The 26,846-nt window shown below is 40.4% G+C and carries 22 protein-coding genes, 1 tRNA gene and 2 other RNA genes; all 25 read left to right on the top strand.

The annotated features are described in order from the left end of the window. Positions 1–30 precede the first annotated feature (30 nt). The 25 genes from HMPREF1504_RS02335 (at position 31) to HMPREF1504_RS02225 (ending at position 26,727) form a co-directional block, all read left to right on the top strand. Entirely contained in the window at positions 31–519 is a 489-nt protein-coding gene (locus tag HMPREF1504_RS02335) for a Fur family transcriptional regulator (protein ID WP_005380706.1), read from the top strand. Further along, a complete protein-coding gene (gene hemZ / locus HMPREF1504_RS02330) occupies positions 512–1,939 on the top strand; it encodes a coproporphyrinogen dehydrogenase HemZ (RefSeq protein ID WP_038123120.1) in 1,428 nt (475 codons plus the stop codon). Before HMPREF1504_RS02335 ends, hemZ begins: the two co-directional genes overlap by 8 nt. Next, a complete protein-coding gene (hisS, locus tag HMPREF1504_RS02325; RefSeq protein ID WP_005376362.1) occupies positions 1,939–3,210 on the top strand; it encodes a histidine--tRNA ligase in 1,272 nt (423 codons plus the stop codon). The genes hemZ and hisS overlap by 1 nt, the downstream gene beginning before the upstream one ends. Positions 3,211–3,217: 7 nt before the next feature. Beyond that, positions 3,218–5,020: an aspartate--tRNA ligase gene (gene aspS, locus HMPREF1504_RS02320; RefSeq protein WP_005380601.1), complete on the top strand. Its 1,803-nt coding sequence runs from the start codon at positions 3,218–3,220 to the stop codon at positions 5,018–5,020. 100 nt (positions 5,021–5,120) lie between these two features. Then, a non-coding RNA gene (gene ssrS / locus HMPREF1504_RS10185) (6S RNA) lies at positions 5,121–5,293 on the top strand. A gap of 28 nt (positions 5,294–5,321) precedes the next feature. Continuing rightward, positions 5,322–6,626, top strand: a complete 1,305-nt coding sequence (locus HMPREF1504_RS02315) for a replication-associated recombination protein A (protein WP_051411661.1) — start codon at positions 5,322–5,324, stop codon at positions 6,624–6,626. A 77-nt stretch (positions 6,627–6,703) separates the two neighbouring features. Further along, positions 6,704–9,397, top strand: a complete 2,694-nt coding sequence (locus tag HMPREF1504_RS02310) for a DNA translocase FtsK (protein ID WP_038123114.1) — start codon at positions 6,704–6,706, stop codon at positions 9,395–9,397. 13 nt (positions 9,398–9,410) lie between these two features. Beyond that, complete coding sequence (locus HMPREF1504_RS02305) at positions 9,411–9,863, top strand: helix-turn-helix transcriptional regulator (protein ID WP_005376169.1); 453 nt, start codon at positions 9,411–9,413, stop codon at positions 9,861–9,863. Between the two features lie 34 nt (positions 9,864–9,897). Continuing rightward, on the top strand, positions 9,898–11,826 hold the full coding sequence (locus tag HMPREF1504_RS02300) for a YgiQ family radical SAM protein (RefSeq protein ID WP_038123112.1): 1,929 nt from the start codon (positions 9,898–9,900) through the stop codon (positions 11,824–11,826). Next, positions 11,823–12,863: an ABC transporter substrate-binding protein gene (locus tag HMPREF1504_RS02295; protein ID WP_038123109.1), complete on the top strand. Its 1,041-nt coding sequence runs from the start codon at positions 11,823–11,825 to the stop codon at positions 12,861–12,863. The genes HMPREF1504_RS02300 and HMPREF1504_RS02295 overlap by 4 nt, the downstream gene beginning before the upstream one ends. A gap of 64 nt (positions 12,864–12,927) precedes the next feature. Then, entirely contained in the window at positions 12,928–14,274 is a 1,347-nt protein-coding gene (rimO, locus tag HMPREF1504_RS02290) for a 30S ribosomal protein S12 methylthiotransferase RimO (RefSeq protein WP_038123105.1), read from the top strand. Positions 14,275–14,337: 63 nt separating this feature from the next. Beyond that, positions 14,338–15,588, top strand: coding sequence for a competence/damage-inducible protein A (locus tag HMPREF1504_RS02285; RefSeq protein ID WP_038123103.1), 1,251 nt, complete (start codon positions 14,338–14,340; stop codon positions 15,586–15,588). Next, complete coding sequence (gene recA, locus HMPREF1504_RS02280) at positions 15,588–16,631, top strand: recombinase RecA (protein WP_005376148.1); 1,044 nt, start codon at positions 15,588–15,590, stop codon at positions 16,629–16,631. The genes HMPREF1504_RS02285 and recA overlap by 1 nt, the downstream gene beginning before the upstream one ends. Positions 16,632–16,686: 55 nt before the next feature. Beyond that, positions 16,687–17,139, top strand: a complete 453-nt coding sequence (locus HMPREF1504_RS02275; protein WP_038123101.1) for a regulatory protein RecX — start codon at positions 16,687–16,689, stop codon at positions 17,137–17,139. Positions 17,140–17,266: 127 nt separating this feature from the next. Then, the gene (rny, locus tag HMPREF1504_RS02270; RefSeq protein ID WP_255308902.1) at positions 17,267–18,811 is read left to right on the top strand and encodes a ribonuclease Y; all 1,545 of its coding nucleotides are present in this window, start codon (positions 17,267–17,269) and stop codon (positions 18,809–18,811) included. Positions 18,812–18,981: 170 nt separating this feature from the next. After that, a complete protein-coding gene (gene dnaG, locus HMPREF1504_RS02265) occupies positions 18,982–20,739 on the top strand; it encodes a DNA primase (RefSeq protein ID WP_038123097.1) in 1,758 nt (585 codons plus the stop codon). 21 nt (positions 20,740–20,760) lie between these two features. After that, positions 20,761–21,927, top strand: coding sequence for an RNA polymerase sigma factor RpoD (gene rpoD / locus HMPREF1504_RS02260; protein ID WP_038123095.1), 1,167 nt, complete (start codon positions 20,761–20,763; stop codon positions 21,925–21,927). 107 nt (positions 21,928–22,034) lie between these two features. Continuing rightward, a complete protein-coding gene (queD, locus tag HMPREF1504_RS02255; RefSeq protein WP_038123093.1) occupies positions 22,035–22,373 on the top strand; it encodes a 6-carboxytetrahydropterin synthase QueD in 339 nt (112 codons plus the stop codon). Next, positions 22,348–23,010, top strand: a complete 663-nt coding sequence (locus HMPREF1504_RS02250) for a radical SAM protein (protein ID WP_038123091.1) — start codon at positions 22,348–22,350, stop codon at positions 23,008–23,010. Before queD ends, HMPREF1504_RS02250 begins: the two co-directional genes overlap by 26 nt. 1 nt (position 23,011) lies before the next feature. After that, on the top strand, positions 23,012–23,575 hold the full coding sequence (gene folE / locus HMPREF1504_RS02245) for a GTP cyclohydrolase I (protein ID WP_038123089.1): 564 nt from the start codon (positions 23,012–23,014) through the stop codon (positions 23,573–23,575). 293 nt (positions 23,576–23,868) lie between these two features. Continuing rightward, positions 23,869–23,943 (top strand) — tRNA-Ile (locus tag HMPREF1504_RS02240). A gap of 119 nt (positions 23,944–24,062) precedes the next feature. Continuing rightward, positions 24,063–24,800, top strand: a complete 738-nt coding sequence (locus HMPREF1504_RS02235; RefSeq protein WP_038123087.1) for a class I SAM-dependent methyltransferase — start codon at positions 24,063–24,065, stop codon at positions 24,798–24,800. A 21-nt stretch (positions 24,801–24,821) separates the two neighbouring features. Beyond that, the gene (locus tag HMPREF1504_RS02230; RefSeq protein WP_038123084.1) at positions 24,822–25,928 is read left to right on the top strand and encodes a Nif3-like dinuclear metal center hexameric protein; all 1,107 of its coding nucleotides are present in this window, start codon (positions 24,822–24,824) and stop codon (positions 25,926–25,928) included. A 65-nt stretch (positions 25,929–25,993) separates the two neighbouring features. Next, positions 25,994–26,350, top strand: an RNA gene (gene rnpB, locus HMPREF1504_RS10050) — RNase P RNA component class A. A gap of 38 nt (positions 26,351–26,388) precedes the next feature. Next, positions 26,389–26,727 (top strand): co-chaperone YbbN, encoded by a 339-nt coding sequence (locus HMPREF1504_RS02225; protein ID WP_038123082.1) that lies wholly within the window; start codon positions 26,389–26,391, stop codon positions 26,725–26,727. Positions 26,728–26,846 lie beyond the last annotated feature (119 nt).

The raw sequence follows: 26,846 nt of genomic DNA, 5'->3' as shown, positions 1-26,846 counted from the left end.
TTAATTTATTTAGTAAAGGGGATAGTAATTATGAATACAACATTAGAAAAATTAAAAGAACGTATTAAAGACAAAAAATACAAATTGACTACACAACGTCAAACGATTTTACAAGCTTTTATCGATGCTGAAGAAAATCACTTGAGCGCAGAAGATGTATATGTATTGGTAAAAGAAGTAGCGCCAGATATCGGACTTGCTACTATCTACCGTACATTGGATTTATTTACAGAACTAGATTTGTTAAAACGTCTTGACTTTGGTGATGGCCGTAATCGTTATGAATTAAATGACGAAGAGTTTGCCCATTTCCATCATCATTTGATCTGTGTAAAATGTGGTAAGGTTTCCGAGTTTGAAGATGATATGCTAGAAACATTGGAATCTATCATTGCAAAGAAATTGAATTTCCGTACCATCGATCATCAATTAAAAGTATATGGTTACTGCAGTGATTGCCAAGCACATATGACGCCAGCAGAACTTGAAAAGCTCGATAAAATGGCACATCATGCTTAATGGATATCATTACACAGGGCCACTACCGCTTGGATCGGTAGTGGCCCACAACTGTGGTGCAGCCGGATTGTTTTCACGCAATGAAGAGGCTGATGTGATTCTGCGTGCTGTCGAACGTGATGATATGTATGTCTTGACCGTGTCTATTCGTGGCGTTGAACATACTTTGACAGGTCCTGTATCTTCTATGGGCCGACGCTCAATAGGCCAGTCCTTACTCGTATTGTTGCGTACAGAACAGGGTTTGCCTGCTCATAATGAGTGGGGCACAATGGTAGGGGTGCGTCCTACTAAATTACTTCATAAATATATAGACCAATATGGTTCATTAGAGGATGCAACTCGTCACATTGGGGACGAGTTTTCTGTGTCTTTGGAAAAATTAGATATTCTCAGTCGTATTGGACAATATCAACGTCCTTTTTTAGAGTCTCACTCTAATAAGGATATAAGCCTCTATTGTGGTATTCCATTTTGTGAAACACGTTGTGTATATTGTTCATTTCCATACGGTTTATATCAAGAGTATCATCGACAATCTGAATTCATAGCAGCCTTATTAGATGATATAGATGATGTACGCCAGATTTGTGAAAGTTACAATTTGCACACGAATACGCTCTATATGGGTGGTGGTACACCCACTATATTGAATAATGAAGATTTTCATCATGTCCTAACTGGATTATCTACATTGATACCTAAAGGGCATGAATTCACGGTTGAAGCGGGAAGACCAGATTCTATAACCACTGAAAAAATACAGTCTATGCAAGCGTGTCATGTGAATCGTATTAGCATTAATCCTCAGACGATGGACGATACCATATTACGTCGCATCGGGCGTGGACACAGCGCACAAGATATCGATGATATGTATCAATATGTTAAAAAACATACAGATTTTGCTGTTAATATGGATTTTATAGCAGGTCTGCCTGGGCAAAATATAAAACATATGGTGCATAACATGGATTATATTTGTCATAATTTGCCTGAAAATGTTACAATTCATACGTTAGCTATCAAACGCGGTAGTCCGCTATATGATTTGAACATGCAACATGATGTACCTGATGAGTCCATAGTAAAACACATGGTACAGTATGCTCAGGAACGATTAGAGCAGGCAGGTTATGTGCCGTATTATCTATATCGTCAACAATATATGAGAGGGCAACTTGAAAATATTGGGTATACATTGCCAGGTCAAGCGTGTGAATATAATATTCAAATCATGGAAGAGCGGCAAACAATTATGTCTATGGGACCAGGTGGATCATCTAAATGGATTAAGGCCCCTGCGTTTAGACAGAAAAAGCAACACATGCCAAAAGATGTGGATGTATATACAGATACATTAAAGGCTTTATTAGCTAAGAGGCATGCATTATGTAAATCATTTTGGGAGGTTGTGTAATGGCTATTAAAAGACCAAGAGGTACACAAGATTTCTTGCCAGAACAAATTGTAAATTGGCATTATATAGAACAGCATATGCGCGAAATTTGTAAAGCTTATGGCTTTAGCGAAATTCGTACACCTGCCTTTGAAGATACAAAGTTATTTTTACGGGGCATTGGGGAAACTACGGACGTAGTATCAAAGGAAATGTATACCTTCTCCACTGGCGATGACAAGGAACAAAGCTATACATTGCGCCCTGAAAATACGGCTTCTGCCGTACGGGCGTACCTTGAAAATAAGGTGTATGGTAAAGAAAATTTAACAAAATGGTTCTATATGGGTTCTATGTTCCGTCACGATAAACCGCAAGCTGGTCGCTATCGTGAATTCCATCAATTTGGTGCAGAAGTACTCGGTTCTCCATCTCCTGTAGTGGATAGCGAAGTTATCTGTATGATTGTACAGTTGTTGAAAGATTTCGGCCTTAAGGATCTCAATGTAGAGGTGAACTCTGTAGGTTGTCCAAACTGTCGTCCTACGTATCGTCAAAAATTGATTGAGTTCTTTGAACCTAAAAAAGATCAACTTTGTGAAGATTGCCAAGAGCGGCTATATAAAAATCCATTGCGCTTATTAGATTGTAAAAATGAAACGTGCAAAGCCTTATCCGTAGGCGCTCCTGAGATTCATGAACATCTATGCGAAGAATGTAATACCCATTTTGAAGAACTTAAAACATTACTTGATGCGGCGAATATTCAATATAATCTAAATCCACGTTTGGTTCGTGGCCTAGATTACTACACAAAAACTGCCTTTGAAGTTCAATATACTCCATTAGGTGCGCAAAGTGCCGTTGCCGGTGGTGGTCGTTATGATGGTCTTGTAGAGGAACTCGATGGTCCTCATACACCAGCTATTGGTTTTGCAATGGGCATGGAACGATTGTTATTGGCTTTAGAAAAACAAAACTTGTTGCCTGAACCGACAATCGAACCAGCAGTATTTGTAGTAGCTCTTGGAGAGGCTGCAAAATTAGAAGCTTTCAAGATTTGTCAAACATTGCGTAGCGCATATATCACTGCGGAAATGGATGGACAAGGTAAAAGTATGAAGGCTCAATTAAAATATGCTAACAAAATTCATGCAAAATATGTTATCATAGTGGGTGATGATGAATTGGCTAAGCAAGAGGCCATCATTCGTTTTATGGAAACAAGTGAACAAGAAACAGTGCCATTAGCATCTGTTTCTGAACGTATATCTTCTTTGGTGAAAGGATGACAGTAGAATGGAAACAATGAAAGGCTTACACCGTACACACGGTTGTGGCACTATTTCTGAAGCAGAAGTAGGTAAAGAGGTTGTATTATGTGGTTGGGTTGAACGTCGTCGTGACCACGGCGGTTTGATCTTCTTGGACTTGCGAGATCGTTCTGGCATCGTTCAAGTTGTAGCATCCCCAGATCATAATGTGGAATCTTTCCACAAGGCTGAAGATGTTCGTAATGAATATGTGCTTTGTGTACGTGGTAAAATTACAAAACGCGATGAAGAAGCAATCAATCCTAACTTGCCTACAGGCGCTTATGAAATGTATTGTGAAGAACTTCGCGTATTGAATTCTGCGAAAACACCTCCATTCTACATTCAAGATAATATCGATGTAGATGAAAACATCCGCTTGAAATATCGTTATCTCGATTTGCGTCGTCCAGAAATGCAACGCAACTTGATTTTGCGTCATAAGGTAACAAAGGCTATGCGCGATTTCTTCGATAGCCGCGATTTCCTTGAAATCGAAACACCTATGCTTACAAAATCTACACCAGAAGGCGCGCGTGACTATTTAGTACCTTCTCGTGTGAATGCAGGTACATTCTATGCATTGCCTCAATCTCCACAAATTTTCAAACAAATTTTGATGGTAGCAGGCTATGAAAAATATTTCCAAATCGTACGTTGCTTCCGCGATGAAGATTTGCGTGCAGACCGTCAACCAGAATTCACACAACTCGACTTGGAAATGAGCTTCGTTGATGAAGAGGACATTTATGCACTATTGGAACAAATGGTTGCAGAAGTGTTCAAAAAGACATTGGGCAAAGAAATTCCATTGCCTATGCCTCGTATTACATGGGATGAAGCGATGGATAAATATGGTTCTGATAAACCAGATCTTCGCTTTGACATGGCTTTCACAGATGTAACTGAACTCGTAAAAGATACTGAATTCAAAGTATTCCGCTCTGTTATCGATAATGGCGGTATCGTAAAAGGTATCGTTGTACCTGGTGATGCTGGTATTCCTCGTCGTGAACTCGATGATTTGGTAGCATATGTAAATCGCTACGGTGCAAAAGGTTTGGCTTGGGCTTGCTTCAATGAAGACGGTTCCATTAAATCTCAAATCATGAAGTTCTTAGGCGAAGATACAATCCGCAATATCGGTGAAAAAATGGGCGCTAAAGGCGGCGACCTTGTATTGATGATTGCTGATAAACCAGCAACTGTTGCTCGTGCACTTGGTGAGTTGCGCCTTGAAATGGCTCGTCGTATGAACATGATTGACGAAGATAAATTGGCTTTCACATGGGTAACAGATTTCCCTATGTTCGAATATAACGAAGATGAAAAACGCTATGTTGCTATGCATCATCCGTTCACAATGCCTCGCCACGAAGATCTTGATAAATTACAATCCGATCCTGGTAGCGTAAAAGCAATTGCTTACGATATGGTATTGAACGGCGTTGAAATCGGTGGCGGTTCCTTGCGTATTTATCAATCTGACGTACAAGAAAAAGTATTTAAAGCCATTGGTTTATCCGAAGAAGAAGCTAAATCTAAATTCGGTTTCATGCTTGATGCATTTAAATACGGTGCGCCACCTCATGCAGGTTGTGCATTTGGTCTTGATCGTCTCGTTATGTTGATGGCTAAACGTCAATCCATCCGCGACGTTATCGCATTCCCTAAAACACAATCCGCTTCTGATATCATGAGCCAAGCGCCATCTGAAGTAGAACCTAAACAATTAAAAGAATTACACATAAAACCAGATGTAGAGGAAGAAGAACAATCCTTGGTATAATCGCAAGTAAGCATATTATAAAAGGACCGCAAGAATTGCTAAAATTTTAAAAGTCAAGTCTTGTAAATGATAAATCTTTCTGCTACTATTTATGTATAAGATATCCCTGCCATGTGCGTGTGATATCGCAGTTTTGAGCCAACACATTTTCTTCGGGAGTCCAGAACTCTCGTCTGAACGTTACGCCCTCACGGGACAACTGCAGGATGAGGAGGACACCCACCTGCTCTTGCAGGATCAAAACGCGGTACATTACGGCATGGTGGGGCTTTTTTGCATGTAAAGAATGAATGGAGGTAGCATGGATAGTTTATTTGATGCATTACCTACGAATAAATATGAACCACTACCGGTGCGAATGAGACCGACAGAACTTGATCATTTGTATGGTCAAGAACAGGCGGTAGGTAAGGGGACATTCCTTCGCGCCATGGTGGAAAAGGATACAATACCATCTATGTTGTTTTACGGGCCTTGTGGAACTGGTAAAACGACATTAGCCGGTATCATTGCTAAGATGAGCAACAGCCATTTTGTCAATTTAAATGCGACAAATGCAGGTATCGGTGAATTGCGAAATATTATAGAAGATGCGCGGAAACGCGTTCGTTCTTTGCAACAACGAACCATTTTATTTCTCGATGAAATACATCGCTTTAATAAGAGTCAACAAGACGTACTGTTACCCTGCGTTGAAGATGGTACGATTATTCTTATTGGGGCAACTACAGAAAATCCATTTTTTGAAGTTAATCGCCCATTATTATCGAGGCTACGACTTATTACATTGGAGGCCTTAACGCCGAAGGCAATTAGTCAAATTTTAAAGCGAGCTCTTACAGATAGTGAAGTAGGCTTAGGGGCTCGTAACTTACAGGTAAAGGATGAGTTGCTTGAGGATATAGGTATCTTCGTCAATGGAGATGGTCGTATGGCACTCAATATTTTGGAGCAAGCTGCGGCCATGGTACACGATGGCGAAGTAATTACTTTAGAAATACTTGAAAAGGTCGTAGGTCGTCGCATTTATACATACGATAAAAAAGGAGATAGTCATTACGACACAATTTCCGCCTTTATTAAAAGTATGCGCGGGTCCGATGTACAGGCTACACTTCACTACTTAGCACGTATGATAGAGGCCGGTGAGGATCCTAATTTTATCGCTCGTCGTATTGTCATTTGTGCCGCCGAAGATGTAGGATTAGCAGATCCACAAGCCTTAATATTGGCTAATGCAGCAGCACAGGCCGCGCATATGGTGGGATTTCCAGAGGCGCGTATCATTTTATCTGAGGCGGCGTGCTATGTGGCGCTAGCGCCTAAGAGTAATTCTGCATATCTAGGTATTGATGCGGCTATTTCAGATGTGCGTCATAAAGACTGTGGGCAAGTGCCGGATCACTTGCGTGATAGCCATTATAGTGGAGCTAGTAAACTAGGACATGGGCTAACTTATAAATATGCTCATAACTATCCGAATGGATATGTTAAGCAACAATATTTACCGGATCCTTTAATACATGCTGAGTATTATACGGGCGTCGATCGTGGGGTAGAGCATAATCTGTTAAAAGATTGGAATGATAGGCGCAAAGATAAATAGAATGGTCAATATATGGTATAATATAATGATGATTTGAAATAGATTTTTATATAAAAGTAAGGGGTTTGTATACGATTATGGCAGAAGAGAAAAAAACTTCTACACGAGGGCGGAAGCCTCGCAAAAAACGAGCTACACCGGCACCAAAAAAAGAAGGATTTTCACTGCGTAATGAAGTGAAAGGCATTATTGTCATAGGTGTTGCCATACTGGCATTGCTAGGCTTTTTTGGCTTTGATTTAGGCATTGTAGGCGAAATATTGACGGGAATATTTCGCTATGGATTTGGCTTTGGGGGCATAATTCCGTGCATTGCTGTACTATGGCTTGGATGGCGTTTATTATACCAAGGTAAATTTATGTCTATTACACGTCGTGGTCTTCTCATAACAGTTTTTTACTTATTAGCCATTACCATGGTTCCACTATGTCGTGTGCCTGTGGGTGATGAATTGGCGACTACAGCGCTGGCAGATCAAGGTGGTGTTGTGGGCGGTTTCTTGGCTTCCTTTATACGAACTATGTTCGGTGAAGTTGGTTCCATTATTGTTGTTGCCGTACTTATGCTTTGCTGTGGTCTCCTTATTACGCGCCTATCCTTGGGAAACGGATTGCGTAAGGCTGCTGATAAAACGCAAGTAGGCCTTGATAAGGCAAAAGAAGTGGCTGTTGAAAAGGTAGCAGTAGCCAAAGAGGTTATCGAAGATTGGAATGAACAGCGTAAAGAAGCAGCACAGCGCAAGGCTTATGACCGCGAAAAGGATACGCGATACACTGATGCAGCTCAGAATGCTGTAGAGACTCTTGAAAATAGAGGCGTTGTAGCTGCTAATGATGATTATGAAGTTGAGCCAATCGATACACATACGCCTTCTTCTTGGAAAGAATTAGCCGAGTTAGAGGCTCGTAATAGAGCGGCAGAACGATTAGTACAAATCTCTGAAGAATCTGGTGATGCTGTCGATAACGGTGAAATTCGTACTAATAGTATGGATGATGAGCCAAAATCAATGCCTGCATGGCTCCATAATCATGATGAAGAACATGCCGATATTGAAGAATTTGATACAGATGATAGTGTTGAGAATGATGCATATGGCACCAATGAATCAGGCCCAGCAGAATACTCTTATCAACCAACAACTATTGGTCCGTTAGAAACCAATCATGCGGCGATTGCAAGTGCTGTACCTGGAAGTGGTGCGGCTGCAAGCTCTGTTAGTGCTGGCGCAGGCATGAGTTCTATGCCATTATCTGTACCGTCTTTGGCAAGTACTGCTGAGGATACAGCACAGGTAGCCGTTTCTAAAGATGGACAGATTCATAGAACTTACGACAAACCATATCACTTCCCAAGCCTTGATATTTTGGCGAAAGGGGAGGTAGGTCAAAATAATAATGACGAGGTCGCGTATAATGCGATGCGCCTTGAAGATGTTTTATCTAGTTTTGGCATTTCTGCTAAGGTAGTTAATGCTACGCAAGGCCCAACGGTAACACGGTATGAAATTGAACCAGCCCAAGGTGTTAAGGTAAGTAGAATCGTAAACTTAACAGATGATATTGCTTTGAATCTAGCGGCTCAACATATACGTATGGAGGCGCCAATTCCAGGAAAATCTGCTATCGGTATTGAGGTACCTAATACGAAAACAGAAGCCGTTCACTTGCGCGATGTGCTAGATTGTAGTGACTTTAAAGAGGCACGTGGCGGCATTCCTGTAGGTCTTGGTAAGGATATCGCTGGTAAACCGGTGATTACAGACTTGGCTAAGATGCCACATCTATTGGTAGCTGGTACAACAGGTTCCGGTAAATCTGTATGTGTGAATACATTGATTTCCAGTATTCTCTTTAGCCGTAAACCAGAAGAGGTTAAGTTATTACTTATCGACCCTAAGATGGTTGAATTATCTGTGTATAATGGCATTCCTCATTTGATGGCACCAGTTGTAACGGATATGAAAAAAGCGGCTGCTGTATTGCGTTGGGCAGTTCGAGAAATGGAAGCTCGTTACAAGGCATTTGCTGCATCCGGTAAGCGCGATATTAAAAGTTATAATGAAGCGCATCCTAAGTCGGCAATGCCGCTTATCGTATTGATTATCGATGAGTTGGCGGACTTGATGATGACTGCTCCTGATGATATTGAAGAATCCATTAGTCGATTGGCGCAGATGGCACGTGCTGCTGGTATTCATATGGTATTAGCTACACAACGTCCATCTGTTAACGTTATTACCGGCTCTATTAAGGCAAACGTGCCAAGCCGTATTTCTTTTGCCGTAGGGTCCCAAATCGATTCTCGTACAATCCTCGATATGGCGGGTGCTGAAAAATTATTAGGCAAAGGTGATATGTTGTTCTCTCCAATTGGGGCTAATAAACCAATTCGTGTACAAGGTGCTTTCATCTCAGATGATGAAGTGGAACATTTGGTAGAGTTTGTAAAACAACAACGAGAACCAGAATACGATGATACGGTAACGGCTGAGGCAGAAAAGGAAATCGCAGCACAAGATAATGATGAACAAGATATTTATCGTGATGAGTTATTAGAACGAGCCGTTAATCTTGTGATGGAATCTGGTCAAGCATCCGTGTCGATGTTGCAACGTAGATTCCGTATCGGTTATACGCGTGCTGCACGCCTTGTAGATACCATGGAGGATCTTAAAATTGTAGGTCCTAATATGGGTAGTAAAGCACGAGAGATTTTAATGAGTCCAGAACAGGTGAAAGCTCGATACTTCTCTGATTCTGAGGAATAGAAAGGGATATACTGTGGCTGAGTTAGGTGAAGAATTACGTCGAGAACGAGTACGTAGAAATCTCACATTTAAAGATATTGAACAAGTACTTCATATTAAAACAACCTATTTAGAAGCCATCGAAGATGGAAACTATGCAGTTATCCCAGGACGTGTATACGCGAAAGGTTTTATTCGCAATTATGGAAATTACCTTGGCCTTGATGGAGATCGCTTAGTGAAGGTGTATCAAAATCAAGTAGGTGAAGTGGATACATTTACAATACGTCCTATTATGCGTCAAAAGAAACAGGAAACCATTAATTCTGTGCAGAGTGAGTACGTTGAGCATCAGATGGCAAAACGTCGTATGTCGCTTGAAACGAGACAGAAAAAGCGACAACGGTCCATTGAACAAGAACGCATTATGCTTGCTATTATTGCCGTATTCATGGTGATATTTTTGATATGGTTGTTTTTATTCTAAGATACATCGTTACAGTTAAAGGAAGGTTATATTGATGGATACATTTTTAGTTACAGAACGCGCAGATATGGAAGCGCGCGGGTGGGCAGAACTCGATTTCGTGCTCATCAGTGGCGATGCGTATGTAGATCATCCATCTTTTGCGCCTGCCGTAATTGGTCGTTATCTAGAATCCAAAGGCTATCGAGTTGGTATTATTGCCCAACCTGATTGGAATGATGTTAATGCTTTTAAAAAATTAGGGAAGCCTCGTCTTGCATCGCTTGTTACTGCAGGCAACTTGGATTCCATGCTCAATAAGTTTACGGCTGCTAAAAAAATCCGTCGTGAAGATGATTACTCACCGGGAGGTGAGGCAGGACATCGCCCCGATAGAGCGACCTTGGTATACTCTAACCGCATGAAAGAAGCCTTTAGAGATGTGCCTCTTATCATTGGTGGCATCGAGGCTTCATTGCGGCGTTTTGGGCATTATGATTATTGGTCTGATACGGTGCGTCGGTCCATTCTTGTAGACTCTAAGGCTGATGTACTTATATATGGCATGGGTGAATTACAGATTCTAGAGTTAGCCGAAGCACTAGATCAAAATCGATTCGAAGAATCATTGCCAAATATACGTGGTATTTGTTATATGTCAAAAGACATACCATCCATTGATTGTGTTGAATGTCCTTCCTTTGAAGAAATCAAGGCAGATAAAATGGCCTTTGCCGATGCTTTTCGCATTCAATATGATGAACAAGATCCATTCTATGGACGACCTATTGTACAAAAACATGGAGATCGCTATGTTGTACAAAATGTACCGGCTTTACCATTAACACAGGAACAAATGGATGCGGCTTATGACTTACCATACACTCGTAAATGGCATCCATCGTATGATGATAAAGGGGGCGTGCCTGCATTAAGCGAGGTGCAGTTTAGCCTCGTTAGTCAACGTGGTTGTTTTGGTAGTTGCTCATTTTGTGCTATTACCAATCATCAAGGCCGTATAATTCAAAATCGCAGCCATCAGTCTTTGATTGATGAAGCTAAGTTGATGATCAATATGGATGGGTTTAAAGGCTACATTCATGATGTAGGTGGTCCAACGGCCAATTTCAGACATTTAGCATGCGATAAACAAGCCGTCTTTGGCGCTTGTAAAGGTCGCACCTGTGCGGCGCCGGAACCTTGTGAAAATTTGAATACTAATCACGATGATTACATTGCATTATTGCGCAAGTTACGAAAGTTAAAGGGCGTAAAAAAGGTCTTCGTCAGATCGGGGTTACGTTATGACTATGTGTTAGCCGACAATAACAAAGCCTTTGTAAAGGAACTTTGTCAATATCATGTGAGTGGTCAGCTAAAGGTTGCGCCTGAACATGTATCAAAGCGTGTAACGACTATGATGGGTAAGGCTGGAAAAGAAGAATTCCTGACCTTTAAAAAATGGTTTGAAGAGGCAAATCGTGAATTAGGGAAAAAACAATATTTAGTTCCTTATTTTATGAGTTCTCATCCAGGATGTACATTAGAGGATGCCATAGAATTAGCTGAATTTTTACGAGATCAGCATATGTACCCTGAACAAGTGCAAGATTTTATTCCTACACCGGGCAGTCTTTCAACGTGCATGTATTATACGGGGATTAATCCTCTTGATGGCAAGCCTGTTTATGTGGCTAAAAAAGGTCGGGACAAGGCTAAGCAACGAGCCTTGATGCAATATAAAAACATTGAAAATTACGACTTGGTAAAAGAGGCCCTTATCGAAGCTAATCGGCGTGATTTAATCGGATTTGGACCTGAGTGCTTAATTCCATCTAGACCAATTGGACAAGGTAAAATGCAAAATCAAGGACGAAACAAAACGGGACAATCGAGAGGCGGTCAATCTCGATATGCTCGAAGTGGTTCTCCTTCACAGGTCAATAAGACTAAGGGAGAACGTAAAAGGAGATTTACGCGATGAAACGATGGATGGCATTTATTGTGTTAATGCTTTTTGTCTTAGGTATGATGGGGTATGGCATATACTTTTATCGAGAGGAACAAATTGAAAAATCAAAAGCGCCTGTACGCGGTGAAATTACGGTTTACACTGACTTACCTAATAACTTAACAACACTATTAGCTGATAAATATTTAGAGGATAAAAACGTAAAAGTTAATATTATGCCACTCACTGAGGAGCAAATGGAACAACGGGTTTCCTCTAAGTTAGCAGATTCATCTGGTGATGTAGTGATTACATCTGAGGATAACCTCGTCATCGGTGCTAGTAAAGATAAGTTTGCTCCTATTGTAAATGAACGCATAGATGAGGTCTTGGATCGCCTAAAGGATTCAAATGGTTACTGGGTCGGCTTATGGTATGATCCTATCGTTTTTGTACAAAATGAATCATTTTACAATAAACTAGGTCAACATATTACGACTTGGGATACCTTGCAAAAGCCTGGGAACTGGCGTGTGGTGATGACAGATTTCGGAGCATCTCAAAATGCGGCTAATCTTTTGTACAATTTGGTGGAATATAAAGGCGAGCCAGATGCTCTTGCAGATTTATTAGCTTTAAAAACACATGTTATACAACATTCTAAGTTCCTTTCCACACCTGTACGGCTAACAGCTCTTGGTGAATCGGATATTGGCATTGGGAATCTTTCTGATGCACAACAGTACATTCGCCATTCTTATCCTGTAAAAATGATTTATCCTAGTGATGGCACATCATTTTATATAACAGGTGCAGCGGTGCAAAAAGATTCTAAGCATAAAAATGAAAGTATAGAGTTTATTACTTGGTTACTATCTAGTGAAACTGCAAAATATATGATGAATAATAATTTTACCTATATATTCGCCAATCCTGAAGTTACCGAACCCGTAGATGCACTAGGGCGTTCCGTAGTGCTATGGCCTGTTAATGGTGGCTATACAGTGGAGGGAAAAGAACTTTTATTGAATCACTGGGTTAGCCAAGTACGTTTTAGAAAAGATCAATAGAAGTGTATTTCTATAAAATACGTATACAATATCGTTACATTCTATAAATAAGAAAGGATTTAGAATGACCAAATCATTGGGATATATTAGCCTAGGTTGTGCTAAAAATTTAGTAGATACAGAGGTTATGCTTGGATTGTTAAAGGATGATGGTTATACCATTACCGATAATTTACATGAGGCTGACTTAATTATCATAAATACATGTACCTTTATAGAGAAAGCTAAGGAAGAATCTATCAATACGATTCTTGAAGCTGCTCAGTATAAAGAAACTGGTCGTTGTAAAGGCTTAATTGTAGCAGGTTGCTTGAGTCAACAATACCAAGATGAGTTGTTTACAGAAATCCCTGAAATTGATGCCCTTATTGGTACTGGTGCATGGGATCAAGTTATGGTAGCTGTTGATGCGATTGAGCATGGCAATCGTAGCTGCATCATGGAAAATATCACTAATATCTATGATGAACGCATGCCTCGCATTCAAACAACGCCTCGCTACAGTGCGTATGTAAAAATTGCAGAAGGTTGTAACAATGGTTGTACATTCTGTATCATTCCTAAGGTGCGTGGTGCATTTAGAAGTCGTTCTATTGATTCTATTAAGGCTGAAGTTGAACGATTAGCTACGTCAGGGGTTAAAGAAATCGTTCTCATTGCACAAGATACGACTAGCTACGGCATTGATTTAAATAATGGTAAACCATTACTTACAGAGCTGTTAAAAGAATTAACTAAGGTTGAGGGAATCGAGTGGATTCGCATGCTCTATTTATATCCAACATTCTTTAGTGATGAATTGCTTGATATTATCGTCAATGAACCGAAGCTTTGTAAATATGTTGATATACCATTACAACATGTAAACAACGATATTCTTAAACAAATGAATCGTCGTGATTCTCGTGAGGATATTGAGCGATTATTAAAGAAAATCCGCAATGCACCAACTCATGTTACATTGCGTACATCGATTATTGTTGGATTCCCTGGTGAAACAGATGAACAGTTCCAAGAACTTTGTGAATTTGTGAAGGATATCAAGTTTGATAACATGGGTGTTTTCACATACTCTCAAGAGGAAGGGACCATTGCAGGGGCTCGTGAAGATCAAGTACCAGAAGAGGTTAAAGAAGAACGCTATCATACATTGATGTCTATACAAGCTGCTATTTCAGAAGAGAATAACCGCGATTTAGAAGGCACTATTGACTATGCCATGATTGAAGAATTAGAAGAAGGCGATAATGATACTGTTCTTGCAAAAGGTCGTTTGAAATCACAAGCTCCAGATGTAGATGGGAACATGTATATCGAAGACTGTGGCGATAAGGTTAAAGCTGGAGATATTGTACAGGTACAAGTAGAGCAAGGTTTTGCTTACGATGTAGTAGCTACTATCGTAGAATAATATTGATTGGTGTATTAGGTAATACCACTATTAACACATCTGAAGTGATGGGAGGTATTTACAATGATTGTAGAATTAATTTCTACAGGTTCTGAATTATTGTTAGGGGATACGGTGAACACCAATGTCTCCTGGTTAGCTCAGGAACTTAATAAATTAGGTTATACCATAGCGTATCAGTCTGTGGTGGGAGACAATCCAGGCCGTATGTCTGAAGTGTTTAAAAAAGCGGCACAACGTGCTGATCTCGTGATTAGTACAGGTGGGTTGGGTCCAACTCAGGGTGATATAACACGGCAAGTTTTGGCATCGTCTTTAAATCGCGGTGTCGTATATAATGATGATGCTATGGCTGAGGTGCGACAGTTTTTCAAACGAGTAGGTCGTGAAATGCCTGATGCGAGTCGTAGAGAGGCTATGTTGCCTGATGACTCTAGTGTTTTAGCTAATCCTGTCGGTGTTGCACCAGGCGTAGTAACCGTAGATGGCGATGTAACCTATATACTATTACCAGGACCTCCAGGTGAAATGAAGGGGATGTTTACACAAAGTGTAGTGCCTTATCTTCATAAGCGTTTTGGTTCACAAGGTGTTGTAACGTCTTATCGTTATGGCGTTTATGATATTCGTGAAATCGATTTAGAAGAACGCGTTATGGATTTGATTAAACAACAATCCAATCCGACCATAGCTTTGTTAATAAAAAAAGGCTACATTGAATTACGTATTACTGCAAAGGCTTCATCTCTCGATGAAGCACATAGATTGTTAAATCCTTGGGATGAAATCATTCGTCGCCGTTTAGGTTCTTTGATTGGCCGTAAGTTAGATATTTCTATGGAGGAAACGCTCGGTAATACGTTAAAAGAATCGTCTGCGACCATTGCTACGGCAGAGTCTTGTACATCTGGTTTAGTTGGTAAACTATTGACAAACGTAAGTGGTAGTAGTGATTACTATATGGGTGGCATTATATCCTATAGCAATGATGTAAAACATCGGGTCTTAGGTGTGCCACAAGATTTACTCGATACATATGGCGCCGTGAGCGAACAAGTAGCCAAAGCGATGGCTGAAGGTGCAAAACGCGTATGTAATACGACATATGCGGTGTCTACAACGGGGATAGCAGGCCCTGGTGGTGGCACACCGGATAAACCAGTGGGCCTCGTTTGGTTTGGCGTAACTGGACCATATGGAACCGTTGCTCACAAAGCTAATCTTATTGGAAATCGAGAAGATATCCGCCAAAGTGCGGCTGAATTAGCATTATATTACATGAATTTGTACATTCAAGAAAAAGGGGATAAATAATGGCTGTTGATGGTAGACAAGCAGCGTTGGATAACGCATTAAAACAAATAGAAAAAGACTTTGGTAAAGGTGCTATCATGCGCCTAGGTGAAGCGGCAGATCGTATGAATGTTGAGGTTATTTCCTCTGGTTCTCTTGCCATTGACCTCGCTGTAGGTGTAGGTGGCTTCCCTCGTGGTCGTGTCATTGAAATTTATGGTCCAGAATCATCTGGTAAAACAACTGTTGCTCTTCACGCTGTAGCTGAAGCACAAAAACAAGGTGGCGTCGCTGCATTTATTGATGCGGAACATGCAATGGACCCAATCTATGCACGTAATCTTGGCGTAGATATTAATAACTTGTTAATTTCCCAACCAGACAATGGTGAACAAGCCTTAGAAATTACAGAGGCGCTTGTACGTAGTGGTGCTGTAGATATCGTTGTAGTTGACTCTGTTGCTGCATTGGTACCTAAAGCAGAAATTGAAGGGGAAATGGGTGATGCTCATGTAGGTCTCCATGCCCGTTTGATGAGTAAAGCATTGCGTAAATTAACAGGTACTATTAATAAGACAAAAACCGTTGTTATCTTTATCAACCAATTGCGTGAAAAGGTAGGCGTAATGTTTGGTAATCCTGAAACAACGACCGGTGGTCGTGCCTTAAAATTCTATTCTTCTGTACGTCTTGATGTGCGTAAGGGCGAATTGATTAAGGCCAATAATGAAAATGTAGGGGCCCGTACAAAGGTTAAGGTTGTTAAGAACAAGGTGGCACCTCCATTTAAAACTGCTGAATTTGATTTGATGTATGGTCAAGGAATTTCCAGAGAAGGTACTCTTATCGATATCGGTACTAATATGGAAATTATCAAAAAATCTGGCGCGTGGTATTCCTATAATGGGGAACGGATGGGACAAGGTAAAGAAGCGGCAAAACAATACCTCTTCGATAATCCTCAAGTAGCTGAAGAAATCGATCGTATCATTCGTGATACATTGGCAGCTGAACCAGAAACATTTGATGTTGTTGGCGAAGATGCTACACCAGAAGAAGATTAATCGATATAGCATATAAAAATGGGCTACTGTGTAGCCCTTTTTCATTGAGGTTATTATGATAGACGATATGTTTACAGAAGAGGAAAAGCAGGCTGCGTTAGATCAAGCCTATCGATTTCTTGCACAGCGCTTTTTAAGCTCTTATGAGCTGCGCCAAAAGATGAAACGAAAACGGATTTCGTCGGATCTCATCGATTACGTAGAAGAGCGATTAATTTACTATGATTACATTAATGATGAGCGTTTAGCGAAACAGGTTGTATCCTATTTGATGAGAGAGCAGAAATATGGTGCATATCTTATAAAGCAAAAAATGAAACAGAGAGGCCTTGATGTGCCTCGTGATATTGAAAATTATGATGAACTGGCAGCCGCTTTTCGAATCGTAGATAAAAAATATGGTGAATCTATAAGCGATATTCCGCGTATAAAAATAATGAATTTCCTAAAAAACAGGGGATTTTCTATGAGCACTATTACTAAGGTTTGCGAGGCCTATCAATCTTGACAGAAAGGGCTTTCAAGCATAAAATTAAAATAGCCTTGTAAATATATAATGTATTATAGGTTATTAATTTAATATGTTAAAAATCAGGAAACAAGGGGCGTAGTGCCCGTATGTGAAGATACAGGAGGTGAGACTGATTTTAGAGTATAGTCTAATTGCAGTAGTAATGGTGCTAATTGGACTAGGTGTAGGCTATTTTTTACGAAAAAATATCGCTGAAGGAAAACTGAATCAAGCTGAGCAAGAGGCTGAGCGCATTGTCGCAAATGGTGAGCGCATGGCCGAGTCTAAAAAGAAAGAAGCTTTATTAGAGGCGAAAGAAGAAATTCATAAGCTCCGTTCTGATGTAGAACGAGAAAATAAAGAGCGTCGTTCTGAATTACAACGTATGGAACGCCGTATTCTTCAAAAAGAAGAATCTTTGGATAAAAAATTAGACAATATTGAGCACAAAGAGGAAGCTTTACATCGTAAAGAAGCTGACTTAGTTCAAAGCAAAGAAAAAATTGATGCTTTGTATGAAAAGCAAATGGCAGAATTAGAACGTATTTCTGGCATGACCTTTGATGAAGCGCGGAACATCTTGTTAACCAATGTAGAACAAGAAATCCGTCATGAAACAGCTATCATGGTAAAAGAAATGGAACAGCAAGCTAAAGACGAAGCTGAGAAAAAGGCTAAGGAAATTATTTCCGGCGCTATTCAACGTTGTGCAGCTGACCATGTCGCAGAAACAACTGTTTCTGTTGTCGCATTGCCAAATGATGAAATGAAGGGACGTATTATTGGTCGTGAAGGTCGTAATATTCGTGCTCTAGAAACATTAACTGGCATTGATTTAATTATCGATGATACACCAGAAGCTGTTATTCTATCAGGCTTTGATCCAATTCGTCGTGAAGTAGCGCGAATTGCATTGGAAAAATTGATTGTCGATGGTCGAATTCATCCAGCTCGTATTGAAGAGATGGTGGCAAAAGCTCGTAAAGAAGTGGACCAAACAATTAAAGAAGCCGGTGAACAAGCAACCTTTGAGGCAGATGTTCATGGCTTACATCCTGAAATTATTAAAATTTTAGGGCGTTTGAAATACCGTACTAGTTACGGTCAAAATGTGTTAAAACATTCTATCGAAGTATCTCATTTAGCAGGTCTTATGGCCGCAGAACTTGGCTGTGATGTGACATTGGCTAAACGAGGTGGTTTAATTCATGATATCGGTAAAGCTCTAGATCGTGAAATCGAAGGTTCCCATGTGGAAATCGGTGTTGATGTAGCCCGTAAGTATCGTGAAAGCGCAGCAGTAATCAACTGTATTGGAGCCCATCATGGTGATGAAGAATTCCAATCCGTAGAGGCTGTTCTCGTAGCAGCAGCAGATGCTATCTCTGCAGCCCGTCCAGGTGCTCGTAGAGAAACCTTAGAAAATTACTTAAAACGATTATCTAAATTGGAAGAAATCGCTGAATCTTTCGAAGGCGTTGAAAAGTGCTTTGCTATTCAAGCCGGTCGAGAAATTCGCGTTGTAGTAAAACCGGATAAGATTGATGAAGCTGAATCTACATTACTTGTTCGGAATATTGTAAAACGCATTGAATCCGAATTAGAATATCCTGGTCAAATCAAGGTAGTTGTTATTCGTGAAACACGCGTTGTTGATTTTGCTAAATAAGCATTATACCAAAAATTGTAGGCTGCAATATTATATTGCAGCCTATCCTTTTTAATTGTAGGCTATTATATTAGAGGATTTTTGAAAGTTTTATCGAATATAGAATTATAGACCCTTTTTTCTATGATTGTATAGTCGATAAAATATAAAAGCTAAAAGGAGGTGTTCTGGTGAGTCGATATTTTGAAAATGAATTAATTGAACAAATTAAAGATGCCAATGATATCGTATCCGTTGTATCAGAACACGTTACATTAAAGAAAAAAGGTAAGAATTATTGGGGTTGTTGTCCATTTCACAATGAGAAGACGCCATCCTTTAGTGTGGCTCCTGATAAGGGGTTTTATTATTGTTTTGGCTGCCATGCATCGGGAAATGCCATCAAGTTTTTGATGGAACTAGAAGGCATCACCTTTGTTGAGGCCTTGGAACGGCTTGCTAATCGAGCTAATATACCATTGCCAGAAGCAAAGCTTTCACCACAGGTGCGAGCTAGAGAGGAACGGCGAAAGAAATTATATGAGGCCTGTGATTTGGCGGCTAATTTCTTTCATAATTGCTTGCTTAAAACATCATATGGTAAGGCCGGATTAGAGTACTTAAAAAAGCGGGGACTCACAGATGAAACCATAGAAAAGTTTAGACTTGGATTTGCCCCTGATGGTTGGGATAGATTGTATAAGGCTTTTAGAGAACGGGGCATTGAAGAATCTATTTTGCTTGAACTTAATTTAATTCGCAAGAATGATAAAGGTCAGGCCTATGATTTTTTCCGTAATCGAGTTATGTTTCCAATCATGGACGGTAAAGGCCGTGTTGTCGGCTTTGGGGGCCGTGTTATGGATGATAGCACGCCGAAGTATTTGAACTCTCCTGAATGCCAAATCTTTGAAAAGGGTAAAATTCTATTTGCTTTTGATAAGGCTTATAAATCGATACGCGAAGAAAAACAAGCCATATTAGTAGAAGGCTATATGGATGTTATTTCTGCTCATAATAAGGGTGTAACCAACGTAGTTGCTTCGTTGGGGACGGCATATACAAAGGATCATGGTCACATCTTGATGCGCCAAGCAGATGAGATTATATTGGCTTACGATATGGATGGCGCTGGCCGCCAGGCTGTTACACGCGCTATTGAATTACTACAGAATACGGATTTTAAGGTTCGCGTGTTGGCTATGCCTGATGGCAAGGATCCTGATGACTATGTGCGAAATCACGGCGGCAAAGCTTTTAAGGAATTAGTAGAAAAGGCTGTTAAGCCGCTCGATTATTTATTAAGTGAATCTCTTATTAAGCACGATACGAATGACGCAGAAGGCAAACAGGCGGTTATGCAAGATATATTCCCTTATATTGCGAATATTCATAGTCAAACGATTCGAGACGATGCATTAAAGGCCTTAGCATTGCCATTATGGCTAGATAACAGTACTATATTCCGCTATTTTAGAAATTATACCCAAAAGGGGAATATTGAATTAGTCGATGAAAAGATTACACAGCCTAAGAAGATTGTCAGTGGTGATGAAGAGTTATTGATGGCTCATGTCATTACAGATTCAAAGGCTTTACAAGAGGTAGTACAATATTTACCGCTTGAGGACTTTCAAAATATTCAATATCGGGGTATAATAGAAAAGATATACACCTTATTTACTCAAACAGGTCAATATCAGCCGGAATCCGTGGAGGACGTATTGACGCCTCAAGAATATGAAATTTTTTCACGGCTTATGATAATTGAGGCAAATGAGGCTGTACCTGTACTTATCCGTAAAATACGGCTACATTCCTTACGGGAACAATATAAAATGCACTCAATTTTGGCCGATCAGTTAAAACGTGCAGGAGATTCGACATTTATTAGCGAATTACATAAATGTCAGGAAATACAAAATCTAATTAGAGAATGGTCTAAATAGTAAGTAATAAAGGAGAGCGCTGTGGCTAAGAAAGTACAAAAAAGTCAAACAGAGGAGATTGTAGCACAACTTCTTGAAAAAGGCCGTAAAAGCGGTGTGTTGACACAATCAGAAATTTCAGATGCTCTTCATGAGCAAAGTGAGTTAACAGCAGAACAATTAGATGATATTTATGTTACTTTCAATAAACTAAATATCGAAGTTGTTCCAGATGTTGAGGACGATGATAAAGACGATGCCCTTGAACCTGATGATGATGCCGATAATGACCGTGATGCTGCGTCTGAAAAAAATATTTCCATTGACCTAAGCGTAGATGCTAGTGTTAATATCGACGATCCAGTTCGTATGTATTTGAAAGAAATTGGTCGTGTTCCATTGCTTTCAGCTGACGAAGAAATCGTATTAGCAAAACAAATTGAAGCAGGGGCAGAGGAAGATGCTACATATAAAGAAATTCAACTTAGCAAAAAGGCTAAGAAGAAATTGGTAGATGCTAACTTGCGCCTTGTTGTAAGTATTGCTAAACGTTATGTTGGCAGAGGCATGTTGTTCTTGGATTTGATTCAAGAAGGTAACTTGGGCCTTATCAAAGCGGTCGATAAATTCGACTATACAAAAGGTTATAAATTCTCCACCTATGCAACATGGTGGATTCGTCAGGCGATTACGCGGGCTATTGCAGACCAAGCGAGAACAATACGTATTCCAGTTCACATGGTTGAAACTATCAATAAATTGATTCGTATTTCCCGACAATTATTGCAAGATAAAGGCAGAGAGCCAACGCCAGAAGAAATTGCAGACGGCATGGGTATCACTGCGGAACGTGTTCGTGAAATTCAAAAAATTGCACAAGAGCCAGTATCCTTGGAAACACCAATTGGTGAAGAAGAAGACTCCCATTTGGGCGATTTTATCGAAGACCAAGATGCGGTGGCACCAGATGATGCGGCTAGCTACATCTTGTTGCAAGAACAAATCGAAGACGTTTTCACATGCTTAACAGACCGTGAACAACAAGTATTGATTTTACGTTTTGGCTTGAAAGATGGCAAACCACGTACCCTTGAAGAAGTAGGTCAACACTTTAACGTAACTCGTGAACGTATTCGTCAAATCGAAGGTAAGGCGTTAACAAAATTACGTAATCGTGGTAAACGCGATAAAATTAAAGATTTCTTATAATATTAGATTACTATTAGGGTTGCTGTACATATACATGTATGGCAGCCCTTTTGTGCTATAATAAAAGTAATGTAATACACTAAGTTTTTAGATATATAGGGGATAACATGTATACTGTTAGCAAACGTTTAGAGGTGAGTGCATCTCATCAATTACAATTAGATTATCCGAGTAAATGTCAGAATTTACATGGGCACAATTGGATCATAACCGTTCATGCGCGTAGCGAAGGATTAGATCATAATGGCATGGTGATTGACTTTACGATCATTAAAGAAAAGATTCATGGCCGTCTTGATCATAAACATATTAATGACGTATTAGGGGGTATTAATCCTACTGCAGAAAATATGGCGAAATGGATTGCCGATGAATTAGGCCCAAAATGTTTTAAGGTAGAGGTTCAAGAGTCAGAAGGAAATGTTGCTATCTATGAACGTGATTGAACTATTTTCCTCCATTGATGGAGAAGGGAAACGGCAAGGATTTTTGACTACCTTTTTGCGCCTCCATGACTGTAATATTCGCTGCTCTTATTGCGATACATTGTATAGTTATGGTCCCGAAAGCACTTTTGAAAGCATGAGTGTTCAGGCTGTAGCTGATGTGATTGAACAATTAGAAAATCATCGCATCACCGTTACCGGTGGAGAACCGCTTTTACAGGAACCGGCCATTATTGAACTTATTGATGAGTTAACAAGACGTAATGCGCGATATGATTTTAATATAGAAACGAATGGTACAATCATACCCAGCTTTCACAGAGATAATGTATGGTTTACCTATGACTACAAGACGCCGTCATCCTTAGCAGAAGATGCCATGAACTTAGATATATTCAAGGTAGCTACACCTGCGGATATCATTAAATTTGTAGTTGGTTCTATGCAAGATTTAGACCGTATGAATGAAATTCTAAAAACATATCCTACAGAAGCGCAGATTTTCGTATCTCCTGTATGGGGCAATATTGAAGGGGCTGCGATCGTTGATTATATGAAAGCTCACAATTGGCAGGACGTTAGATTCCAGCTACAAATTCATAAATTTATTTGGGACCCTGATGCGAAAGGAGTATAACATGGACACAAAACGAATCGAATCATTAGTGTATCAATTACTGGAAGCATTGGGAGAAAATCCAGACCGTGAAGGCCTCGTAGAAACACCAAAACGGGTGGCCCAAATGATGGAAGAAATGTTTGAAGGTATCCAATATACGAATGCAGACATTGCGGATATGTTTGGTAAAACCTTTGACGTCGATACAAACCAAATGGTAATTGTAAAAGATATTACTTGCTTTTCCCATTGTGAACACCACATGGCCTTGATGTATGATATGAACATTAGTATCGGCTATATTCCTCGTGGCCGTGTCATCGGCTTGTCCAAGATGCCACGCATTGCAGAAATGTGTTGCAAACGATTACAACTACAAGAAAAAATCGGTGAAGACATTGCCGAAGTCATCTCCATTGCCACCGGCACCGACGACGTCATCGTCCACATCACCAGCTCCCATAGCTGCGTCAGCGCCCGCGGCGTAAAATCCGCCAACAGTAAAACAACCACCCTCGCCACAAAAGGCGTCTTCGAACAAGAAGACATGATCAACCGATTCCTAACACTCAAAAACGCATAAGACAGTTATCCTGCCTAATCCCGGAGCCCCGTAGATACTGAAAATTCTTAGGTACTCAGTTGTCGTATAGTAACAAAAAGAAGGGTTGTCCAAACCCGGAGCCCCGTAGATACTGAAAATTTCTTGCTTACATAGATGTCGAAGTGTAACGGAAAGGTACCGTCCACAAACGACTTTGGCCCTGTCCCGAAGGGACAGACCCGGCCGGTGGAGGCTTGGGGGCGGTACCTTTTCGTGGCAATACGTATCTTGACGTGAGCAAGAATTTTCAGTATAATTTTATACGCAAGCTTGGGCCTATAGCTCAGGGGTAGAGCAACCGGCTCATAACCGGTCGGTCCCTGGTTCGATCCCAGGTGGGCCCACCAAACTTGTATAAATTGAATCAATGAAACCTGCTCTGACTGGGGCAGGTTTTTTGTTATAATATAGATATGAAGAATAGATAGTATGAAGGTCGGTGGACCTGTTAGTATACGAGGTGGTTATGAAAGCAAGACCTATGATGGATCGTTTAGAGGCGGTCTTTGATATCGTTCCCCATGCAGAATCTATTGCAGATATTGGAACGGATCATGGTTATTTAGCTGTTGAGTTAATTGTGAGAGGCAAGGCCAAACGCGTTATCGCTGGTGATGTTCATAAGGGCCCTTTGGAATCGGCAAAGTCCTATGTTACATCTCGAGGGCTTAGCAATGTGATCGACTGCCGCCTTGGTGATGGCTTGCAAGTTACTAAAAAGGGCGAATTAAACGGCGCCATCTGTTGTGGTATGGGTGGGTTTTTAATGCGCGATATCGTTGAGAACGGTCCAGAACCGCTGGAGTTTTATGTGTTACAACCCCAGAATGGCCAGGCCGAATTACGCCAATATATGGTGGAAAAAGGATACCGTATTGTCAAAGAAATTATCATGAAGGATATGGGTAAAATGTACACTGCATTTGTAGCCGTTCGTTCTGACTGTGTCGATACATATGGTGACAATGCTAGCTATTCGATTCATTCTGATGATGCTCTTTATGATACATTGCCAAAGACCTCTATTCTTTGGTCTGTAGGGGCTTTATTAGCCAAAGAGAAACCTGCATTGTGGAATGAATATGTAGATTTTTTGATATATCAACGACAATGTGCGCTGGATGGCATGACAGTGGAACTTTCACATACGGAGAAATATAAACAATTACAACATGAAATAGATGAATTGGCCAGCCTGCGCTAATTATCGGTTAGGAGTGATACGATGGTGTTAGCAAAACAAATTATAGAATCGATGGAACAATGGGCACCGCCTCATTATGCTGAGTCATGGGATAATGTAGGCCTTATGGTGGGTTCGAAACAACGGGATGTATCCAAAATCATTACGACTCTCGATATTACACCTGAGGTCATAGAATATGCGATAGTTGAACAGGCCCAAATGATCATTAGCCATCATCCATTTATTTTTAAAGGTTTGAAATCATTACATTTAGATAGTCCTCAAGGTAAATTAATCGAGAAACTGATAAAAAATGATATTGTTGTATATAGTGCACATACGAACTTAGATATTACCATTGGCGGGCTCAATGATATGTTGGCGAACCGATTAGGATTGACGAATGTGAGAGGCTTTGTTCCGACCGGTTCTGATATGGTATATAAAATTACCACCTTTGTGCCGACTGATAGTGCCGATGCAGTACGTGAAGCAATGGCTAGTGCTGGCGCTGGTCGTATTGGCAATTACGAATCATGTAGCTTTAGTTTTGCAGGCGAAGGTCGGTTTAGAGGTAATGATGAATCCCATCCGGTCATTGGTGAAGCTGGAACATTGACGGTTGTACCAGAGGTGGCCGTTAATGTTATCGTAGATGGTGCTCATAAACAGGCTGTTATCAATGCTATGAAAGAGGCTCACCCTTATGAAGAGGTGGCATACGAAGTATTTACGTTACATGAACCTAATGTAGGTCGTACGTTGGGTCGTATCGGTGAATTGCCTGAGACTATGGATTTTGAAAGCTTCCGCGAGCACCTCCAAGAATCTTTGCCACATGCTAATCTTAGATTTGGAGGCATTAAAAAAGATTCTATTAAAACGATAGCCCTTTGCTCTGGTGGTGGTGCAGAGTTTATCAAAAATGCAGTTAAGGCTGATGCATATGTAACAGGAGATGTAAAATACCATGATGCACAGCTAGCTAAAGAACTAGGTTTACTCGTCGTAGATGCAGGCCATTTTGGTACAGAAGAGATTGTGGCTGATGGTATCCGCGATTATTTACGAGAACAATCTGACAAAGGTGGCTGGAATATTACTGTACAATCCTTTGAGAACCAAGCAGATTTTTTCTTTGAATAAAAATCTATTTTAATAGTAAATTTCGATATTCTTGCATAGTATATACAGCTATGATAAACTGAATTGAAGCAAGTATGAAAGACGGTTGCGAGTCCATTGGACTCGAGGAAAGTCCGAGCTCCATAGGGCAGGATGCCAGATAACGTCTGGCGAGGGTGACCTTAGGGAAAGTGCCATAGAAAAGGAAACCGCCACGTCAGTGGTAAGGGTGGAAAGGTGAGGTAAGAGCTCACCAGCAGTCTGGTAACAGGCTGGCTCGGTAAACCCCATCCGGAGCAAGACCGAATAGGGAAGGGTTAACGGTGGTCCCGCCTACCTTCCGGGTTGTGTCGCTCGAGCGTGCAGGCGACTGTACGCCTAGAAAGATAATCGTCACTGCGCAAGCGGAACAGAACTCGGCTTAATGATTGCTTGCTTCTTATATAGTTTATAATATGTAACACATAAAGGAGGCCTTTCAATGGCTATTACTGCTATTACAAGCGTAGAACAATTTGATGAATTAGTATTAGGTTCTAAAGAGCTCGTTATTGTAGATTTTTGGGCTGGCTGGTGCGAACCTTGCACAGTTATGCGTCCAGAAGTAGAAGCTGTAGCAGAAAAATTGGACGGCCGTGTTAAATTCTTCAGCGTAGATGCAGAAGATAAGGCTTTGCGTCCTATTCTTTTAAAAGAAGATGTAGAAGGTATTCCTTCCATGGCATTCTTTAAAGAAGGCAAACTATTAGATCGTCTTGCAGGTTACAAAAAAGCTGCTGTATTAGAATCTTTGATCAATGAAGTGCTTAAACAATTCTAATTGATGAGAACACCTAACTGGATAATAGTAGATATTATCTAGCTAGGTGCTTTTTTTATCAATTTTTTTGATATATATACATAATGTCATAGTTTTATGTAATTTAAAATGATATAATG

It is taken from the genome of Veillonella sp. ICM51a, from assembly GCF_000524355.1.
Classification (GTDB): Bacteria; Bacillota; Negativicutes; order Veillonellales; family Veillonellaceae; genus Veillonella; species Veillonella atypica.
The sequence above is the reverse complement of the archived record's forward strand: the minus strand, read 5'-3'. Positions and strand labels throughout refer to the sequence as shown.

Coding starts and splice junctions, on each gene's coding strand:
- HMPREF1504_RS02225 (WP_038123082.1), top strand. CDS start 26,389: ATGGCTATTACTGCTATTACAAGCGTAGAACAATTTGATGAATTAGTA.
- folE (WP_038123089.1), top strand. CDS start 23,012: ATGGACACAAAACGAATCGAATCATTAGTGTATCAATTACTGGAAGCA.
- queD (WP_038123093.1), top strand. CDS start 22,035: ATGTATACTGTTAGCAAACGTTTAGAGGTGAGTGCATCTCATCAATTA.
- HMPREF1504_RS02230 (WP_038123084.1), top strand. CDS start 24,822: ATGGTGTTAGCAAAACAAATTATAGAATCGATGGAACAATGGGCACCG.
- HMPREF1504_RS02315 (WP_051411661.1), top strand. CDS start 5,322: ATGGATAGTTTATTTGATGCATTACCTACGAATAAATATGAACCACTA.
- HMPREF1504_RS02310 (WP_038123114.1), top strand. CDS start 6,704: ATGGCAGAAGAGAAAAAAACTTCTACACGAGGGCGGAAGCCTCGCAAA.
- hisS (WP_005376362.1), top strand. CDS start 1,939: ATGGCTATTAAAAGACCAAGAGGTACACAAGATTTCTTGCCAGAACAA.
- HMPREF1504_RS02285 (WP_038123103.1), top strand. CDS start 14,338: ATGATTGTAGAATTAATTTCTACAGGTTCTGAATTATTGTTAGGGGAT.
- aspS (WP_005380601.1), top strand. CDS start 3,218: ATGGAAACAATGAAAGGCTTACACCGTACACACGGTTGTGGCACTATT.
- HMPREF1504_RS02295 (WP_038123109.1), top strand. CDS start 11,823: ATGAAACGATGGATGGCATTTATTGTGTTAATGCTTTTTGTCTTAGGT.
- HMPREF1504_RS02235 (WP_038123087.1), top strand. CDS start 24,063: ATGAAAGCAAGACCTATGATGGATCGTTTAGAGGCGGTCTTTGATATC.
- HMPREF1504_RS02300 (WP_038123112.1), top strand. CDS start 9,898: ATGGATACATTTTTAGTTACAGAACGCGCAGATATGGAAGCGCGCGGG.
- HMPREF1504_RS02275 (WP_038123101.1), top strand. CDS start 16,687: ATGATAGACGATATGTTTACAGAAGAGGAAAAGCAGGCTGCGTTAGAT.
- hemZ (WP_038123120.1), top strand. CDS start 512: ATGCTTAATGGATATCATTACACAGGGCCACTACCGCTTGGATCGGTA.
- HMPREF1504_RS02250 (WP_038123091.1), top strand. CDS start 22,348: ATGTTGCTATCTATGAACGTGATTGAACTATTTTCCTCCATTGATGGA.
- rimO (WP_038123105.1), top strand. CDS start 12,928: ATGACCAAATCATTGGGATATATTAGCCTAGGTTGTGCTAAAAATTTA.
- HMPREF1504_RS02335 (WP_005380706.1), top strand. CDS start 31: ATGAATACAACATTAGAAAAATTAAAAGAACGTATTAAAGACAAAAAA.
- recA (WP_005376148.1), top strand. CDS start 15,588: ATGGCTGTTGATGGTAGACAAGCAGCGTTGGATAACGCATTAAAACAA.